At 45.2% G+C, this 18131-nt stretch carries 13 protein-coding genes and 1 pseudogene; 13 read left to right on the forward strand and 1 reads right to left on the reverse strand.

What is annotated here, in order from left to right; translation table 11 throughout:
- Window positions 1–1593 carry an ABC-F family ATPase gene (locus ACWYVB_RS14790; RefSeq protein ID WP_012841837.1) on the forward strand — a complete coding sequence of 531 codons (1593 nt, stop codon included), beginning with the start codon at window positions 1–3 and terminating at the stop codon, window positions 1591–1593.
- A gap of 361 nt (window positions 1594–1954) precedes the next feature.
- On the opposite strand, the gene ACWYVB_RS14795 is transcribed toward ACWYVB_RS14790, so the two are convergent.
- On the reverse strand, window positions 1955–2788 hold the full coding sequence (locus tag ACWYVB_RS14795) for a formate dehydrogenase accessory sulfurtransferase FdhD (protein WP_085344530.1): 834 nt from the start codon (window positions 2786–2788) through the stop codon (window positions 1955–1957).
- 314 nt (window positions 2789–3102) lie between these two features.
- On the opposite strand from ACWYVB_RS14795, the gene ACWYVB_RS14800 reads away from it, so the two are divergent.
- The 12 genes and pseudogenes from ACWYVB_RS14800 to ACWYVB_RS14855 form a co-directional block, all read left to right on the forward strand.
- Window positions 3103–3567 carry a DUF3305 domain-containing protein gene (locus ACWYVB_RS14800; RefSeq protein ID WP_005396177.1) on the forward strand — a complete coding sequence of 155 codons (465 nt, stop codon included), beginning with the start codon at window positions 3103–3105 and terminating at the stop codon, window positions 3565–3567.
- Window positions 3557–4186, forward strand: coding sequence for a DUF3306 domain-containing protein (locus ACWYVB_RS14805; RefSeq protein ID WP_457529339.1), 630 nt, complete (start codon window positions 3557–3559; stop codon window positions 4184–4186). The genes ACWYVB_RS14800 and ACWYVB_RS14805 overlap by 11 nt, the downstream gene beginning before the upstream one ends.
- A 308-nt stretch (window positions 4187–4494) precedes the next feature.
- Window positions 4495–6156, forward strand: a complete 1662-nt coding sequence (locus ACWYVB_RS14810) for a 4Fe-4S dicluster domain-containing protein (protein ID WP_074191457.1) — start codon at window positions 4495–4497, stop codon at window positions 6154–6156.
- A gap of 9 nt (window positions 6157–6165) precedes the next feature.
- The gene (locus ACWYVB_RS14815) at window positions 6166–6792 is read left to right on the forward strand and encodes a TorD/DmsD family molecular chaperone (RefSeq protein ID WP_025522121.1); all 627 of its coding nucleotides are present in this window, start codon (window positions 6166–6168) and stop codon (window positions 6790–6792) included.
- A gap of 73 nt (window positions 6793–6865) precedes the next feature.
- Window positions 6866–7066: a twin-arginine translocation signal domain-containing protein gene (locus ACWYVB_RS14820; RefSeq protein WP_005396171.1), complete on the forward strand. Its 201-nt coding sequence runs from the start codon at window positions 6866–6868 to the stop codon at window positions 7064–7066.
- A 10-nt stretch (window positions 7067–7076) separates the two neighbouring features.
- Entirely contained in the window at window positions 7077–9932 is a 2856-nt protein-coding gene (locus ACWYVB_RS14825; protein ID WP_005396169.1) for a formate dehydrogenase subunit alpha, read from the forward strand.
- An 11-nt stretch (window positions 9933–9943) separates the two neighbouring features.
- Entirely contained in the window at window positions 9944–10552 is a 609-nt protein-coding gene (gene fdh3B / locus ACWYVB_RS14830; RefSeq protein ID WP_005377536.1) for a formate dehydrogenase FDH3 subunit beta, read from the forward strand.
- A gap of 14 nt (window positions 10553–10566) precedes the next feature.
- Entirely contained in the window at window positions 10567–11619 is a 1053-nt protein-coding gene (locus ACWYVB_RS14835; RefSeq protein WP_047008778.1) for a formate dehydrogenase subunit gamma, read from the forward strand.
- Window positions 11603–12019, forward strand: a complete 417-nt coding sequence (locus tag ACWYVB_RS14840; protein ID WP_005396167.1) for a hypothetical protein — start codon at window positions 11603–11605, stop codon at window positions 12017–12019. Before ACWYVB_RS14835 ends, ACWYVB_RS14840 begins: the two co-directional genes overlap by 17 nt.
- A gap of 424 nt (window positions 12020–12443) precedes the next feature.
- The gene (locus ACWYVB_RS14845) at window positions 12444–16841 is read left to right on the forward strand and encodes an RHS repeat-associated core domain-containing protein (protein WP_457529342.1); all 4398 of its coding nucleotides are present in this window, start codon (window positions 12444–12446) and stop codon (window positions 16839–16841) included.
- Complete coding sequence (locus tag ACWYVB_RS14850; protein ID WP_053350543.1) at window positions 16834–17736, forward strand: immunity 49 family protein; 903 nt, start codon at window positions 16834–16836, stop codon at window positions 17734–17736. Before ACWYVB_RS14845 ends, ACWYVB_RS14850 begins: the two co-directional genes overlap by 8 nt.
- Window positions 17737–17802: 66 nt before the next feature.
- Window positions 17803–18131, forward strand: a pseudogene (locus ACWYVB_RS14855) (hypothetical protein); the annotation flags it as partial.

An 18131-nucleotide genomic window follows, 5' to 3' on the forward strand; every position in this document is an offset into this window, starting at 1 on the left:
TTGATCTCCACAGCGAATATTACTCAACAATTCGGCGCTAAGCCGCTATTCGAAAACATTTCAGTTAAGTTCGGCGAAGGTAATCGCTACGGCTTAATTGGAGCTAACGGTTGTGGTAAATCAACCTTTATGAAGATCCTCAGCGGCGAGCTTGAGCAAACCAGCGGTAACGTGAGTTACGATCCAAACGAGCGCGTTGCAAAACTAAACCAGGACCAGTTCGCTTACGAAGAATTTACGGTAATCGATACCGTTATCATGGGTCATAAAGAGCTATGGGAAGTGAAGAAAGAGCGTGACCGTATCTACTCACTTGCTGAAATGAGTGAAGAAGACGGCATGAAAGTGGCTGACCTAGAAGTTCAGTTTGCGGAAATGGACGGCTACATGGCAGAAGCCAAAGCGGGCGAGCTTCTTCTTGCGGTGGGTATTCCAATGGAGCAGCACTTCGGCCTAATGAGCGAAGTGGCGCCGGGCTGGAAACTTCGTGTGCTTCTAGCGCAAGTTCTATTCGCAGACCCAGACGTTATGCTGCTTGACGAACCTACCAACAACTTGGACATGGATACGATCCGTTGGTTGGAAGACACGCTAAACGCGCGTAACTGCACGATGATCATCATCTCGCACGACCGCCACTTCCTAAACTCAGTATGTACGCACATGGCTGACTTGGATTACGGTGAACTGCGCATTTACCCAGGTAACTACGATGAGTACATGACAGCAGCTTCTCAAGCTCGTGAACGTCTATTAAACGACAATGCGAAGAAGAAAGCACAAATTGCAGAGCTACAAACGTTCGTTGCACGTTTCTCAGCAAACGCATCGAAAGCAAAACAAGCGACATCTCGTGCTAAGCAAATCGACAAGATCAAACTGGATGAAGTTAAAGCGTCTAGCCGTCAAAACCCATTCATTCGTTTCGAACAGTCGAAAGAGCTGTTCCGTAACGCTCTGATTGTTGAAAACCTAAGCCAAGGTTTCGAAGAGGACTTGTTCTCAGACTTCAATGCAATTTTTGAAGTGGGTGAGCGCGTTGCGATCATCGGTGAGAACGGTGTGGGTAAAACAACACTTCTAAACACGCTTGCTGGTGTGCTTGAACCGCGCGCGGGTGAGTACAAATGGTCTGAAAACTCAAATATCGGTTACTACGCGCAAGACCACGCGCATGACTTTGCAGAAGACATGAACCTAACGGATTGGATGGGTCAATGGCGTCAAGAAGGTGATGACGAGCAAGTCGTTCGTGGTTTCCTTGGTCGTATGCTGTTTGGTCAAGACGACATTAAGAAGTCAGTAAAAGTACTGTCTGGTGGTGAGCAAGGTCGTATGCTGCTTGGTAAGCTGATGATGCACAAGCCAAACATGCTGCTAATGGACGAACCTACCAACCACATGGATATGGAATCGATTGAATCTTTGAACACCGCGCTTGAGCAATACAAAGGCACGTTGTTCTTCGTCTCTCACGACCGTGTATTCGTAGACTCGCTAGCAACGCGTATTATCGAAATCCGCGATGGCAAGATCACGGACTTCAAAGGCACGTACTCTGAGTTCCTAAAATCTCGTGGCGTTGACGCGTAATTACTCGCGAAGCGTTTAAAAAGCAAAAGCCTCGCTATTTAGCGAGGCTTTTTATATTGGTCTTAATCCTTAAATTGACCGGTTATATACGCATATATGCCGACGACACCAAATGTAATGATCATTGAGAGCATGATGCCACTGGGCGTGAGCAAAAAATTCCACAGTTGGTCATTGTCCATAGTTCACATCCTTTGTGAATGAGCTGTAGTTAGCATCAATTAAAGCAAGCGTTGTATTGCTACAACACATGTTGCTATTTCTGACTTATATCGTTTAATTAAGCCTTCATAACGTGATGATTTACTTATCCCAATTGTTATAAGTTTACACGAATCGACGGTTTTGTATTATTTTCTCGTTAACGAGATGCACTTTCGCCTTTCACATCAAACTCAATCTTGTCGGCTCCGGTAAATACTTGGAAGCGTAAACCTTTTGCTCGCGCAATCGTCGTAATGCCAAATTGTTTCGCAAGATCTAACCCCATTTGAGTAACGCCAGAGCGAGAAAGCAGAACAGGAATGCCCATTTGGGCCACTTTAATCACCATCTCTGAAGTAAGGCGACCAGTTGTGTAGAAAATTTTATCTTCACCTGTTTCTTCTTTGAGCCACATCTCACCTGCAAGCGTATCTACTGCGTTGTGACGGCCGACATCTTCCACAAATGACAATACCTCATTGCCTTTGCAAACCGCACAGCCATGCACCGCGCCCGCTTTTTTGTAGGTGTCGTTGTAATGAGTCAACGCTTCTAGTGCGGAGTAGATTTCTGATTGCTTAAGCGGAACTTGAGGCACTTGGTAGCTTTCAAGCTGCTTCATCACGTTGCCATACATGGTGCCTTGACCACAGCCAGATGTGACGGTTTTCTTTTTCAGAGCGCCTTCTAAATGTTCGGTATTTTCTTTAGTAATCACTGCTGCGGAATGCGTTTCCCAGTCAATAATGACGGATTCAATCGCTGCTGGATCAGACAGGAAGCTTTGGTTTTTCAAATAACCTAGTACTAACGCTTCTGGACGCGAACCTAGCGTCATGAGCGTGACCACTTCTTTCCAGTTCAGCATGACCGTAAGAGGGCGCTCGCATGCGATTTGCTTTGTCAGTTTTTCGCCGTACTCGTCGTACACGTCGACTTCAATGGTTTGCAGGGGATTTTCACTGGTTTTAATAATATTTGGTTTCAGCACAGTCGTGTCCTAGTGATTAAGAGCGTTAGGTTGCTACGCATTTAGCTTGCTAAGTGGTTAGCAAAGCAAATCTTGTTCCAAAATAGCGGTTCCCATAAAAATTGCGAGGTTTTATGTCAACAATGCATTAAAACTGCGATATCGCAGTAATGACACATCAATAAATTTGAGTTTCAACTACTTTGGTACTTGAGTATAGCGCTGTGTATAGGATTGATTTGGCGCGGTTATTGCTTTGTAGCGATGAAATGGTTAAAGCCAAGGTCAAAATGTCCTGTGAGTTTTCAGACCAAAATAGAAAAACTGGGTGAGTTATGTCGGATAAGAAAGATTTCGAGAACAATTACGAGAAGACTGAAGACGCATGGCCAATTGGCGTAGAGCTTGTTGAGCATGAGATCAGTACAGGGATTTGGGTGACAACCCAATGGCAGTTGACGGGATTTGCGCTAAATCCGACGGAAGAGACTCCAGATGTTTGTCTGTTGCAATTGCACAAAGACGAGCGTACAGACTACCGCTTTAACTTAAGCTCTCAGCAACCTAAACTTTTTTTAGTGATGGATAACGTTGAGTCTGGTGAAAAACCAGCGATACAGCTACTAACGGCTTCACAATCTGTCGCGGCGCAATATATGGATGGCGACAACCTTGTACTATCCAACGATATGCCGTTAGCCGTTCAGGCTTGGATGGAAGCCTTCATCGGTCGCCACGGTGAGTTGTTAGAAGTAAGACGTAAGAAACGCAAAGGAGCGGGCAGAGCAAATGGCAACTAGTTTTTTAAGCCGTTGGTCGAAACGTAAATTAGAAGAACCTTCCCAACATGATGAAGAGATCACGCCGATAGCAGAGACGGAGCAATCCGAAGATTGTGTCACAGCGCTTTCAAACGCTGACGAAAGCTCAGACGCTTTGAACATCAACGAGGTTAGTCAGTCACCAGACATTACCGCGAGTGTAGAGACTGAAAAGCCCGAAGAAATGTCTGTGGCGCAACTGCTGGTTTCTGAAGCTTCAGAAAGTGTTAAGAAAGCCGCGCTGCGCAAAATGTTCTTGTCCGAAGAATTTAACGTGCGTGATGGCCTAGACGATTACGATGATGATTACAGTAACTTAAAGTCACTTTCTAAAGACGTCGCAGAGACGCTGCGTGATTGGATTAAAGAAAAAGTGGAAGAAGAACCAGACGCTGAAACGGCGCAAGGATCTGAACTTAACGCTGACGATATCGCATCTGAGGTGGTTGAAGACTCAGAACTAAACGCCGGAAAAAGTGCCGGAATTACCCAAGATGAAAATGAACTGTATATAAATACAGTATCTAGTGAAAGTGATACTTTTGCTGAGGAATCACCGCCTAAAGAGGTGAGACAAAATATACCACACAAAGAATAGGTACATTTTGACTAAACACTCAATGAACCGGCTGGGACAAAATGTCTCAACCGGTTTTTTTATCCATACTATTTGTCGGTAAAACATCTAAGTGATTGAATTTTAGTTGATATTTTATTGGCATGACATTTGCTATTTGTTGCTCAATACCAATCTGGTTGAAGTTAGTACGGACGCACTGCGTAGTATTCATCGCCTATAGATGGCGGAATAAGAATGCTCATTGATAAGTTAATCAGCAGAATCTCCGGCGCTAACTACACTAAGAGATGGAAAAGACTATCCATGTTCATAAATGGAATTGAGCAATGCTGAAACAATTATTAGAACAAGCAACTTCCAATAACGGTAAAGCGAGGCTGTACGCTTTCGAAAATACCGTAGAGTTGACCAATCTTATTCCACCAACCGTAAGCTATGAAAGCGGCGGTAATACTTTGATTGTGGGTCCAACGGCAATCATCGAAAGTGCGGCAGCGCAATTGTCGCAAATGAACAGCCTAACGCTGCTTTCTACCGATGGCGAAAAGGGAACAAATCCCGAGCTTTACTACGCCAATTCGGTTCAGGTTTCAGGGTTCTTAGGTACGTTTGAAGTTCTCATTGAAAATCATGGTTCGACCAACAATCTTGCCAAGGTCGCGATCAATAGCGATTGTTTCGATATCGTACTCGATCTTTGCCTAAACAGCTGCATGTCGGAAGAAGTACCAGTACCGGGCTACTACCCAGTTGGTCGTGGCTATCCGAAACTGGCTGAGGCGTTGGAAGAAATTCCAACCTTGATGGGGACGTTCGATAAACCGAAATTCTTCCGTTTAGATACCGATCTATGTGCACACAGCTCTCGTGGCGTAAAAGGTTGCGAACGTTGTGTGGATGCTTGTCCGGCAGGGGCACTATCGAGTGAAGGCAGCGACAAAACGGGCCATCGCATCGAGATCAACCCATACCTATGTCAAGGCGTGGGTACTTGTGCTACAGCGTGTCCGACAGAAGCTATTCATTACGCATTGCCAAACCCCGAAGATACGCAAAAGTTTATTGAACGTACGCTAGCCAACTATGAGCAAGCGGGTGGTTTAGATCCTATCGTATTGATTTGTAGTTCTCGCCACGAGAGTTACAACGTGATGGCACTAAAAGCACTGCCAGATAATGTGATTCCAATTGTGGTGGAAGAACTGCCTTCGGTTGGTATAGATACTTGGTTCGCCGCGCTTGTGAACGGTGCTACTCAGGTGCTATTTGCGGCTTCGCGTTTTATGCCTCAAACCATTATTCGTGTGCTTAATAGCGAAGTAGGTATTGCTCAAGAGTTGCTCGACCAGCTTGGTATCGCCAAAGAAACCATCGACATTCTGTATCTAGAATCACTACGTGAAGGTGCTCCGACACTTTGTACCGAGTCTTTTGATTTGGCATTAGGTGATTTGCAAGGTAACAAACGTCAGCGTCTATTTACGGCGTTGGATGCGTTGTCATCATCGCGTATTCCAGTTGAGAACATTGTTGAACTGCCAGCAAACGCACCTTACGGCACGGTCTCTTGTGAAAGCAAAGATTGTACGTTGTGCATGAGCTGTGTGGCGGTGTGTCCAACACGTGCATTGCATACGGATGGTCAATCTCCGTCGCTTAAATTCGTCGAGCAAGACTGCATTCAATGTGGGCTGTGCGAGAAAGCGTGTCCAGAGAAAGTGCTGACGCTTACTCCTCGTATGAACTGGGTGAAAGAAGAACGCCAGAAAGCGGTTGTGATTCATGAAGAAAAGGCAGCCGAGTGCATTCGCTGTCACAAGCCTTTTGCTCCGCAATCGATGATCGACATGCTGCAAAACAAGCTTCGTGGTCATTCTCATTTCTCTGATGAAGCTGCCATTAATCGCATCGCCATGTGTGAAGACTGTCGTGTGATCGACATGTTTGAATCGATGGCTGCAGATCCAATGAATCAATTGAAATACTAGGAGCTCGCAGTGGATACACAACAAGAACAAACACTGAGAACAGACATTTATCTCGTTCTATCCGCACTTTTTCGTAGTGCGCCAAGTGATGAAATGCTGGCGTTCCTGAAATCGCTAGAAATTGAACCGTCTGAGAGCGCGATGCAAAAAGCTTGGCTCGCACTGCAACAAGCCGCGAACGAAGCGCAACGAGAAGCGTTAGACGAAGAATATCAAGATCTGTTTATTGGCATCGGCCGTGGTGAAGTCGTGCCATTCGGATCTTGGCATCGTACGGGCTCGATGATGGAAAAACCATTAGCGGAAATTCGTCGCGATTTGGAACTTTTAGGCATCGAACGAGAAGAGAACGTGAAAGAGCCTGAAGACCATATTTCTGCACTGTGCGAAGTGATGGCAATGCTGACGGGTGAAGAGGAAGAACTTCAACAAGCGGTGTTTAACAAACACATCGCCCCTTGGTTCCAATCTTTTACGCGCCAACTAGAGAACGCAGAAAGCGTGAACTTCTACAAGCCGGCTGCACAGCTTTGCGATGCATTTTTAACGTTAGAGCAAGTGCGCTTTAGCGTGAACACCAAAAGCAGTAAGAGCAAATTAAAAATTGATGTGAAAAACGTCACTGATTACGAGTAATCGAGCAGTACTTGGTCATATCGATAGAGAGGCATGAGTCTCCAAAGATCTACCGTAAGGTAAGGAAGCAATGATGAAAGATAATAAAGAAATAAACACAAGCCGTAGGGATCTCCTAAAAGGCTTCACAACCGCTGCCGTTGCTGGTGCTGTTGTTGCGGGAACCACAAAAGTGGCCGTTGCTTCAGAAACGGTTGAGCCTTCTGAAAAAGACGTGAAGAAGAAAGGGTATCGTGAAACTCAACACATTCGCGATTACTACGACACACTTTAGGAGATAACGGATGAAACTTGTCAAACGCTCCGACAGTGTGAGCAAAGAAACGAACCAGCTTGGCGTATCTCGTCGTGCATTCATGAAAAACACTTCGCTTGCCGCTGGTGGCGCAGTGGTTGGTGCTAGTCTATTCGCACCGGGAATGATGAAAAAAGCGCAAGCAAAATCAGTCGATCCAGAAGCGAAAACAGAAGTAAAACGTACTATCTGTTCTCACTGTTCAGTGGGTTGTGGTATTTACGCAGAAGTTCAAAATGGTGTTTGGACGGGTCAAGAGCCTGCATTCGACCACCCATTTAACGCCGGTGGTCACTGTGCAAAAGGCGCAGCACTACGTGAACATGGCCACGGTGAGCGCCGTCTTAAATACCCAATGAAGCTTGAAAACGGTAAGTGGAAAAAGCTTTCTTGGGATCAAGCGATCGAAGAAATCGGTAACAAGGTGATGGACATCCGCAAAGAGTCTGGCCCTGATTCGGTTTACTTCTTGGGAAGCGCAAAGCACAGCAACGAACAAGCGTACTTGTTCCGCAAAATGGCATCACTTTGGGGCACTAACAACGTTGACCACCAAGCGCGTATTTGTCACTCAACAACAGTGGCGGGTGTAGCGAACACTTGGGGTTACGGTGCGATGACCAACTCTTTCAATGACATGCACAACTGTAAGTCGATGTTGTTCATTGGTTCAAACCCAGCTGAAGCTCACCCAGTCGCGATGCAGCACATTCTGATCGCGAAGGAGAAGAACAACTGTAAGATCGTCGTAGCGGATCCTCGTCGTACACGTACGGCAGCAAAATCGGATCACTATGTATCACTTCGTCCTGGTTCTGACGTAGCATTCATTTGGGGTGTGTTGTGGCACATCTTCGAAAACCAATGGGAAGATAAAGAGTTCATCCGTCAACGTGTATTCGGTATGGATGAAATCCGTGCTGAAGTAGCGAAGTGGACGCCAGCAGAAGTTGAGCGTGTAACAGGCGTAAGCGAAGAAGACGTTTACCAAACAGCAAAACTGCTTTCTGAAAATCGCCCAGGCTGTATCGTTTGGTGTATGGGTGGTACTCAGCATACTACCGGTAACAACAACACACGTGCTTACTGTGTGCTTGAGCTAGCACTTGGTAACATTGGTAAATCAGGCGGCGGCGCAAACATCTTCCGTGGTCACGATAACGTACAAGGCGCAACCGACCTTGGCGTACTTTCTGACACGCTACCGGGCTACTACGGCCTTTCTGAAGGCGCTTGGCGTCATTGGTCAAAAGTGTGGGAAATCGATTACGAATGGATTAAAGGTCGTTTCGATGACAACGCTTATAGCGGTCAGAAACCAATGCACAGTGCAGGTATTCCTGTATCCCGTTGGGTTGATGGTGTACTGGAAAACAAAGACAACATTCGTCAACGCGAAAACATCCGTGCAATGTTCTACTGGGGACACGCAGTGAACTCTCAAACACGTGGTGTTGAGATGAAAAAAGCGATGCAGAAGCTGGACATGATGGTGATCGTGGACCCATACCCAACTGTTGCTGCGGTAATGAACGACCGTACCGACGGCGTTTACCTGCTTCCTGCAACAACGCAGTTTGAAACATACGGCAGTGTTACCGCTTCTAACCGCTCTCTACAATGGCGTGATCAGGTGATTGAACCTTTGTTCGAATCAAAACCAGACCACGAAATCATGTACCTGCTTTCGAAGAAACTGGGCTATTCAGATCTTCTGTTCAAAAACATCCGTGTTGAAAACAACCAGCCGGTGATTGAAGACCTAACGCGTGAATTCAACAAAGGCATGTGGACGATTGGTTACACAGGCCAAAGCCCAGAGCGTTTGAAAGCGCACCAACAAAACTGGCATACGTTCCACAAAACCACATTGGAAGCGGAAGGTGGCCCTGTCAACGGTGAAACCTACGGTCTACCTTGGCCATGTTGGGGTACACCGGAAATGAAACACCCAGGCACACATATTCTGTACGATACGTCTAAGACGGTTGCAGAAGGTGGCGGTAACTTCCGTACGCGCTTTGGTGTGGAATTCGAAGGCAAGAGCCTTCTTGCAGAAGACAGCTACTCGAAAGGCTGTGAAATCAAAGACGGTTACCCAGAATTCACTGACAAGTTGCTGAAACAACTTGGTTGGTGGGACGATCTAACTGCTGAAGAGAAAGCAGCAGCAGAGGGTAAAAACTGGAAGACTGACCTTTCTGGCGGTATTCAGCGTGTCGCGATCAAGCACGGTTGTATTCCATTTGGTAACGCGAAAGCGCGTGCGATTGTTTGGACGTTCCCAGACCGCGTACCACTGCATCGTGAACCACTGTACACACCACGTCGTGACCTTGTAACGGATTACCCAACTTGGGACGACAAAGATGCCATCTTCCGTGTTCCTACGTTGTATAAATCAATTCAAGAGCAAGACAAATCGGGCGAGTACCCAATCGTTCTGACTTCAGGTCGTCTGGTTGAATACGAAGGTGGCGGTGAAGAGACGCGTTCAAACCCTTGGCTTGCCGAGCTTCAACAAGAAATGTTTGTTGAAGTGAACCCGAAAGACGCGAACGATCTTGGCTTCAGAGATGGTGATGATGTTTGGGTTGAAGGTGCAGAGAAGGGACGAATCAAGGTGAAAGCGATGGTAACACGTCGTGTGAAACCTGGCTTGGCGTTCATTCCGTTCCACTTTGGCGGTAAGTTCGAAGGTGAAGACCTACGTCCTAAATACCCAGAAGGTACACAGCCTTACGTTGTTGGCGAATCGGCTAACACGGCAACCACTTACGGTTACGACCCGGTTACCTTGATGCAGGAAACCAAAGTAACCCTATGTAACATTCGTAAAGCGTAAGGAGTCTGACAATGGCACGAATGAAATTTCTATGTGACACCAAGCGCTGTATCGAGTGTAACGGCTGTGTTACTGCATGTAAGAACGAAAACGACGATGCGCTTGAATGGGGCATTCAGCGTCGCCGCGTGGTAACACTAAACGACGGTGAAGCTGGTGAAAACTCTATCTCTGTTGCTTGTATGCACTGTACCGATGCGCCTTGTATGGCAGTTTGTCCAGCTGATTGTTTCGAACATACCGAAGACGGCATCGTTCTTCACAATAAAGATCTGTGTATCGGTTGTGGTTACTGTTTGTTTGCTTGTCCGTTTGGCGCACCTCAGTTCCCTAAACAAGAAGCGTTTGGCGAACGTGGCAAAATGGATAAATGTACTTTCTGCGCGGGCGGCCCAGAAACAGAGCCAGGCTCTGAGGAAGAACGTCAAAAATACGGTGCGAACCGTATCGCAGAAGGCAAGTTACCGATGTGTGCATCGCTCTGTTCAACCAAAGCACTGCTTGCGGGTGACGCAGAGAAAGTCTCTGACATTTTCCGTCAACGTGTGGTAGAACGCGGCGCGAAAAACGCAGGTTGGACAGACGGAAACGATCTTTCTTACGATGCGACGAAAAGCTAAGTAAGGAGAGGCACATGTTAAACACGCTTAAACGTGCGTCTCTAGCAATGCTGTCAATGATGACAGCATTGCTGCTGACTTTCGCAATGCCTGCTTCAGCAGAGGAACAATCTTCTAAAGTTATTCAACAGGAGATCACGCAACTCGCCGGGGCAGACTATTGGCGCGAAGTCAGAGAGGGGCAAGAAGGCTACACCACGTCTCAATCGCCAGAACATGGCGTATTGATCAGTAAACCTGGTGAGACTTGGTACATTCTAAAAGAGAAATGGATGTCTCCCGCTGGTGCTGTCGCGATTTTCGGCAGTATTGCAATGGTAATCATGGCTTACGTACTCGTTGGCCCTTTAATGCTTAGCAAGCCGCGTACTGGCAGAAAGATGAAACGTTGGTCTCGTTTAGACCGCGCGCTTCACTGGAGTATGGCGTTTACATTCTTAACGTTGGCATTCAGTGGTTTGATGCTGGTTTACGGTAAGCACTTCTTAAAACCGTACGTTCCTACTGAGTTCTGGGGCTTTATCGTCATGTTGGCGAAGCAGTACCACAATTACATGGGACCATTGTTCTTCATTTTGCTGATGCTCGTGCTCTTTAAATGGTGGCGCAAGTCGATTCCAAACATGACTGATGTTCGTTGGTTCATGAAAATGGGCGGTATGGTTGGTAAACACAAAGGCACACATCCGTCAGCTGGTTTCTCAAACGGTGGCGAGAAGGCAATCTATTGGTTATTGATCTTCTTTGGTGCTATCGCGGCAGTGAGTGGCTTAGTTCTAGATTTTCCTATCTTTGGCCAAACTCGCCGTGACATGGAGCTTTCTAACTTAGTTCACGCGATTTCGGCACTGATTCTAATCTGTGGCTTTATCTTCCACATCTATATTGGTCTATTTGGTATGGAAGGTGCGTTAGAAGGCATGGTGACTGGTGAAGTTGACGAGACATGGGCGAAAGAACACCACGATCTTTGGTATGAAGAAGTGAAGTCCAAAGAAGCGATGGGCGAAACAGATACGGCACAAACGGAAGCAAAAGGAGCGAAAGCGAATGAACAAACCTCATAACGGGATTTGGGTTGCGTACATCCTGAGCTGTCTGACCCCGTTTACGTTTCTGATCTCAGGCGTTATCGCAATTATCTATGCTGGTTACCGATTAGATAAGGGAGAAGACAGCGACGTAGTGATTTCTCATTACTACGGTTTAATTCGTACCTTCTTTCTCTACCTGACGTTTTTTGTTGTGTTGATCGTCACCGTCGCGACTTCTAACGGTGTACTCGTTGGCGTGAGTGATTATTGGTTGCATAGTACTTTGCTTGAAACCATCGCTTACTTTATTCCTTGGATAGGGATGGTGTTTGCTGCATTAGCCATCTTGGTGTGGTTTATGCGAATGTTTCAAGGGATGCAACAACTGCGCAATAACCAACCACACAGACCATCGACAGGTCCAAACCTTTAATCAGTATTCTTTAAGCAAAACCGCCGTAATAGGCGGTTTTTTTTGTTGCTGTCATGTCTCAAATATGAAGCGCTGAGTCCCACAGGTGATACTTGATGCAACTTATTGAGTGAATTTACGTAACTGGGCAGAAAATCATAGTTAAGTAAGAAACATGTAAAAAAATCGCGTCGCGATGAGACATTAGTCTCACTCACGCTATTGTTCATTTACTCAGGATTCATCGTCCCGTTAAAGTACGCTGCGCTCAGAAATTCAAAGAGTTGCATACGTGAAAATTGCCATCAATACATTCAGTCTACGCATACAGAGGAATCTCTATCGGAGGATGTTTGATTAAGGCATCTTGCTCTCACAAATAAAAAGAGCGAAACGAGCATTAACTGATGCGGCAAGGTAAGAAAAGGACAAACACGTTACGGCTATGATCCCTCAATTCGTCATTCCTATCACGAATCGCTTTGGCGAAAGCTATCACTTCTCAGGTCAGTTACTTACTAGCGGCGAACCTAAAACATTCGTGACCAAACAAGAGGCAATAGAGTTTCTTGAGAGCTTTGGTGAGCTTGACCTTCGCTCTGTCGAAGACTTGTTCTATTTGATTGGTCAATTCAAGCCAAACATACCTGACGGTGAGCTTACTTCCCAACACTATAATTCAACGTTTGCCAATGCTTTGGTGAACGGTGACTTGCATGTCGCTCGAATTGTACCGACCGGAGAAAACTACGCACTCTCGTCAGCGGTTACGCCTCCACCGACTCAAAATACCGTCAATGCAAAACCATCGAAGGGAAAGGGGAAGTCGAATAAAAAGAGTGGAAGAAGTGCCGCATCTGCTAAGCCTCAACAACAAAGTAGCGAAAAACATGAGAAAGCCGGTGATCCTGTATCACTTGTGACGGGTGAAGAAATTCTCGAACTCTATGATATCGAGCTACAACAAGGTACTACTTGGCAGCGTACTTACCGCTCATCGCAGTCGGATGTAAATCATGGAATGGGCTTTGGTTGGCGACATGCATTTCAGTTTGAATTGCACGAGAAGACCGACGAGAAAGACAATGTTATCGCTTGGAAGTTTGTTGACGATAAGGCAGATATCACAGAATTTGAGCCAGTAGATATTGGAGCGACAAGTTACCAGATATACGCTGGTGCGAGCTGTTATTTCCTAAATTCAGCAACTCGGATCGTGACGCTCGCTAATGGGCATCAATATCGATTTGAACAGAAAGATGATCGTTGGCTTGTTAAACAAGTCAGAAATGGCACGTTTTCAACGTTTCAACTGCAGTATTCTCGAAACCATCGATTGATCGAGATTGCATATAACAAGCGTCCGGTTCTTGAATGTCAATATGATAAGCAAGGACGCCTTGTAGAGCTGCTTAATGCAAAGTCGCAAAAAGTTCTGACAACTTATACCTATGATGAGCACGATGATTTGGTCAGTGCAACCAATCATTTGGGCTTGAAGGAACAGTACCAATACCGCGGCCATTTAATTGTTAAGCGTGTACGACCAACTGGCTTTACTCATTATTTTGAATGGGATGGCGAAGGTGCTAACGCGAAATGCATCAGGAACGTTGGGGACGCAGGAATTTATGACTATCGCTTCCATTATCAGGGAAATCATTCTTCTTATTCTGACTCGTTAGATCATCAATGGTCTTTCTTGCATGACGAGCAGGGTAACTTGCTCGAGAAAATAAGCCCCACAGGTAAAACTTGGCGATGGCAATATGATGAATTAGGACGAAAAGCACAAGCTATCTATCCTGATCAGTCAACGGTCAATTATCAATATAATCAGCATGGTCAATTAGTTTCTAAGTTTCATTCCTCTGGCAAAGAAGTTCAATATGGTTATGACGGCTTAGGTAAGTTAGTTAAAACGGTTTCACCTGACGGGGATATCGAGAAGGCTTACTACAATAGCCTCGGTCAAAGAGTTTGGGATACCGATCAGTTCGGCTGTGTCACGGAATATGATTACGATAAACACGGTCAAGTCGTCAAAAAAGAGTCTGAAGATGGTAAGAAAAGTCAGTGGTGGTGGGATGAACAACAAAGACTTATCGCGAATGAAATAGACGGTACATTACTTCGTTACAGCTACAACGAAGAAGATCTAGTGAATGGCGTCGCTTATCCCGACGGGTGTATTGCTCAACTCGCTTATGATCAATTTGGCAGGCGTACATCAGTTCGTTATTTTAACGACGAAGACAAAGTCGGTTATAGCGAAGAATATTCTTACGATGAGCACAGCCGTGTTGCTCAGATTCGAACGCCAGCAGGCATTACCTCGTATCAGTGGGGAGCACTCGCGCAACAAGAAGCAGTCATCTTCCCCGATGGCAGCCATATTTCTTATGAATACGATCAACAACGTAACCTGACTAAATTAGTTCGGAGTGACGGCTTAGAATTCGAATTCCTGTATGACGATGAAGGCCAGCTATCAGGAACTGTCGGGTTTGATAATCTACACAGCCAATTTGATTATGACGATATGGGGCGGATCCATCGTAAGCAAGTCGCCGATAGGACTGTGCTGTACCGATATGACGCTGCGGGTTATCTCAAGCACGTCAAAGCAGGAAATGGTCGCAGTATTGTAGAGAACCACTTCAATTATACGTTTGGTGGGCGACTTACTTTCGCATCCAATCGCCATCAAACATTGCAATACCAATACTCTTCATTCGGGCATTTAACAAAGCGCATTCAAGGTCAGTTTGAGATAGCGCAGGAGTTTAACAGAGTTGGCCAACGCGTATCTCAGGTACTGCCAGATAATACGGAGCTGAACTTCTCTTACGATCGATATGGGCGTTTTTCAGCGATTCGGTTTGGAAACCTAGATTTACCTCAAATCAAATTTCATTACGATGAAATGGGACGAGTTTCCCAAATTGAAACGGCACATTTTAATGAGCGCATCATTTATGATGGTGTTGGTCGTTTGGTTGAACAACATTGGCCGGATAGAGAGAAAAAGTACGTTTACAATGCGCAAAACCGTATTTCATCAATCATTGATAATACGGCAGGAGCAACGCACTATCAGTACGATACCTTAGGGCAACTGAAACGAGTCAATGCTTCCGGAGAAGTGATTAAGTTTGAATACGATAGTTTTGGCAATCCTACTTTACCATCTTCAGAGGTATTCGCTGATCGTATTGAAGTACACGATAATGTCCGGTTCAAATATGACGCGCAAGGAAACCAGACAAAACGTGAAGGGCAAGGACACGTTCAGACTCGCGTATTTGATGCGTTAAATCAGCTCATTGAAGTTCACACCGACGATGGCATCAGTCAATATGAATATGATGCTCTAGGGCGCAGAACGAAGAAAATTACACAAAAAGGCGTTACAGAGTTCTTGTGGGAAGGAGAACGTTTAATTGGTGAACGCTCTTCAGGTGCTTTCCGCTGGTACCTATATCAACCAGAAACCTACACGCCAGTGGCACTGCTAGAAAATGACGTTATTTATTGGTACCAGTGCGAGCAAGTTGGTAAACCAGAGCGACTGATCGATTGCGAAGGGAATGTTGTATGGAGTGCCAGCTATGATGCTCACGGCTTTGCTCATGTACATATTGAAAAAGTAGTAAATCCATTGCGTTTTCAAGGACAGTACTTCGATCAAGAAACCAACTTACATTACAACCTCGCTCGGTATTACGACCCTAAGCTAGGACGTTTTATCCAACAAGATCCGATATCTATTGCTGGTGGTATTAATCATTACCAATATGCAGTCAACCCTATCCAGTGGATTGACCCAACAGGCTTCTTGTGTGAAGAAGGGCTAAAACGCTTACAACAAATGCTGGCTGAGTATCAGGCGCAAAACAACGTTCCCCAAGAGGTTTGCGATCAGATTTTAGAAGCAGCAAAAGAGTCATCTGTCGGAGAAGGTGGCGTTCGCTCGCAAGTCAAAATCCGAAAACCCAATGGTAAAAACAATATTCGATATGAATACGATTTAGACCATATTGATTGCGAGAAGAACGAGATTACTTTTTATCGCCACATTAATCATTCTGACGGAAGCAAACATGAAGTGCAGTACGTAGTCGGGATAGAAGAGTTTGTTAATGCTCACGTGTTTGATTCAGAGAAGGTCGGTGGCGATAAGACCTGCACCATCTTCACCGAGGACCTAGTGCTGAATAAAGCGGATTACAAGGATAACTCAGAATTCGAATTCAATATTAAGGATGAGGATGAGAAATACAAACTTTCTGAAGAATGCAAACAAAAGGTTGATGAGTGTTTAGCAGAACGTCAAAAGGCAATGGATGCGCGTAGCGGCGAAGAAGGGCATAACGCCCAAATTGCTAAAATTAACCAGCAGTCAGCAAAAATTGGTGAGTTGGTCGCGGATGACTTTGTTCGGAATATACGCCCTAATGCTAAGTTGATCCATCCCAAAGACCTTGCAACTTCGGGATCGAAACCAGGTGATTTCGATATGGTGTACCTCTCAGATGATCCTGAAGAAATCATCATCGTCGAGGCTAAGGGTGGCAGCAGCCCGCTCGGCAGTCGTAAAATTGGAAATATGGCATATCAGCAAGGGACAACTGAATATACAGCAGCAATTATTGGTGAGATGTCTAAGCAAGAACAAGGTACAACGGAAAAGATTGCTGCAAATCACATCAAATCCGCTATCAAAGATGATATTCCGATTCGTTATATTCATACACAAGCAGAAATATCTTCAGATGGTAAAGTCTCGAAAATTAAAGCGAAAGAATTTGATATAGACATGGGAGAATTTGGAAATGTTTGATGCCAAGGAATTAAAAAAGATTGAGCGATTGGCTCATATTAGTCTAACTCAAGCGGCAATAGATGCTTACAGAGAAGAAGTAAAAGAGAACTTAGATAAACGAAAAAGGCGCATTGCGATAAAAAGAGAAAACTTGGTTTATTTGAGTGATGATGTGTCTGAGCAAATTCGCCTGTATACATGGTTACCTCCATTAAATGATGATGAGAGAACCGGCACACTATGTCTATATGAAGCATCATTAATGCGTGCATTTTATCATCAGCTCGCCATGAGACCTGACGAGCCTCAAAGTATTCAATTACCTGGATACCCGGAAGTAACCTGGAAAGGTGAAGGTATTTTAAAAACGGGGTGTTTACACCCTAACCGATGGCTTGATGCTTATTTCACTTCGGTGATCGTGCGTGACAGGCCAAGTATGGACGTATTGGCGAGCTTTCCGATTTCTCTGATGAAACAAAGTTCTACGAAGGCTGGTGAGCTTTCTTACATGCTGGTGGATGTGATTCAGTCATTCCACAACCGCACATCGGATTACCCCGATAAGCTAGTCGCAGCAATGGACGCTGCAGTTGCTCAGGGTGATGACTGGGCATTAGAAATCGCCATGGGCATTTTAGAAACCTTTGCCGCCCTGACAACCGATATTGATTATGACTTTGAAGAGGTACTCATTAAGAACCTGCAGTTCCAGGAGCAATATCAAATGCGCTTGGATGCTCCTAAAAAATTGATTTCAATCGAAACCTTCATCTCTTTCCCTCTGCTTGGCATGGCTTGTATGTGGTACGACAAAGGTAACTGTTTATCTGTTGAAACCGGTTGGCTTCCTCCTTATCTCGTTGAAGGGCGTTGGCTAGAAGATGTAAAAGTAGGGAAGATCACACGATAAATTATCATTTATATAGAAATTCAGTATATAAGCCACCTTTCACGAGGTGGCTTATATGTTTACCGATATTCAATCAACCCCATCCAGTGGATTGACCCAACAGGTTTTCTTTGTGAAGAAGGGCTAAAACGCTTGCAGAAAATGCTGGCTGAGTATCAGGCGCAAAACAACGTTCCCCAAGAGGTTTGCGATCAGATTTTAGAAGCAGCAAAAGAGTCATCTGTCGGAGAAGATGGCGTTCGTTCGCAAGTCAAAATCCGAAAACCCAAAGGTAAAAACAATATTCGATATGAATACGATTTAGACCATATTGATTGTGAGAGAAACGAGATTACTTTTTATCGTCATATCAATCATTCAGATGGCAGCAGACACGAAGTGCAGTATGTTGTTGG

Source organism: Vibrio sp. JZG10 (genome assembly GCF_054064075.1).

Coding starts and splice junctions, on each gene's coding strand:
- ACWYVB_RS14800 (WP_005396177.1), top strand. CDS start 3,103: ATGTCGGATAAGAAAGATTTCGAGAACAATTACGAGAAGACTGAAGAC.
- ACWYVB_RS14805 (WP_457529339.1), top strand. CDS start 3,557: ATGGCAACTAGTTTTTTAAGCCGTTGGTCGAAACGTAAATTAGAAGAA.
- ACWYVB_RS14810 (WP_074191457.1), top strand. CDS start 4,495: ATGCTGAAACAATTATTAGAACAAGCAACTTCCAATAACGGTAAAGCG.
- ACWYVB_RS14820 (WP_005396171.1), top strand. CDS start 6,866: ATGAAAGATAATAAAGAAATAAACACAAGCCGTAGGGATCTCCTAAAA.
- ACWYVB_RS14825 (WP_005396169.1), top strand. CDS start 7,077: ATGAAACTTGTCAAACGCTCCGACAGTGTGAGCAAAGAAACGAACCAG.
- fdh3B (WP_005377536.1), top strand. CDS start 9,944: ATGGCACGAATGAAATTTCTATGTGACACCAAGCGCTGTATCGAGTGT.
- ACWYVB_RS14835 (WP_047008778.1), top strand. CDS start 10,567: ATGTTAAACACGCTTAAACGTGCGTCTCTAGCAATGCTGTCAATGATG.
- ACWYVB_RS14840 (WP_005396167.1), top strand. CDS start 11,603: ATGAACAAACCTCATAACGGGATTTGGGTTGCGTACATCCTGAGCTGT.
- ACWYVB_RS14845 (WP_457529342.1), top strand. CDS start 12,444: ATGATCCCTCAATTCGTCATTCCTATCACGAATCGCTTTGGCGAAAGC.
- ACWYVB_RS14850 (WP_053350543.1), top strand. CDS start 16,834: ATGTTTGATGCCAAGGAATTAAAAAAGATTGAGCGATTGGCTCATATT.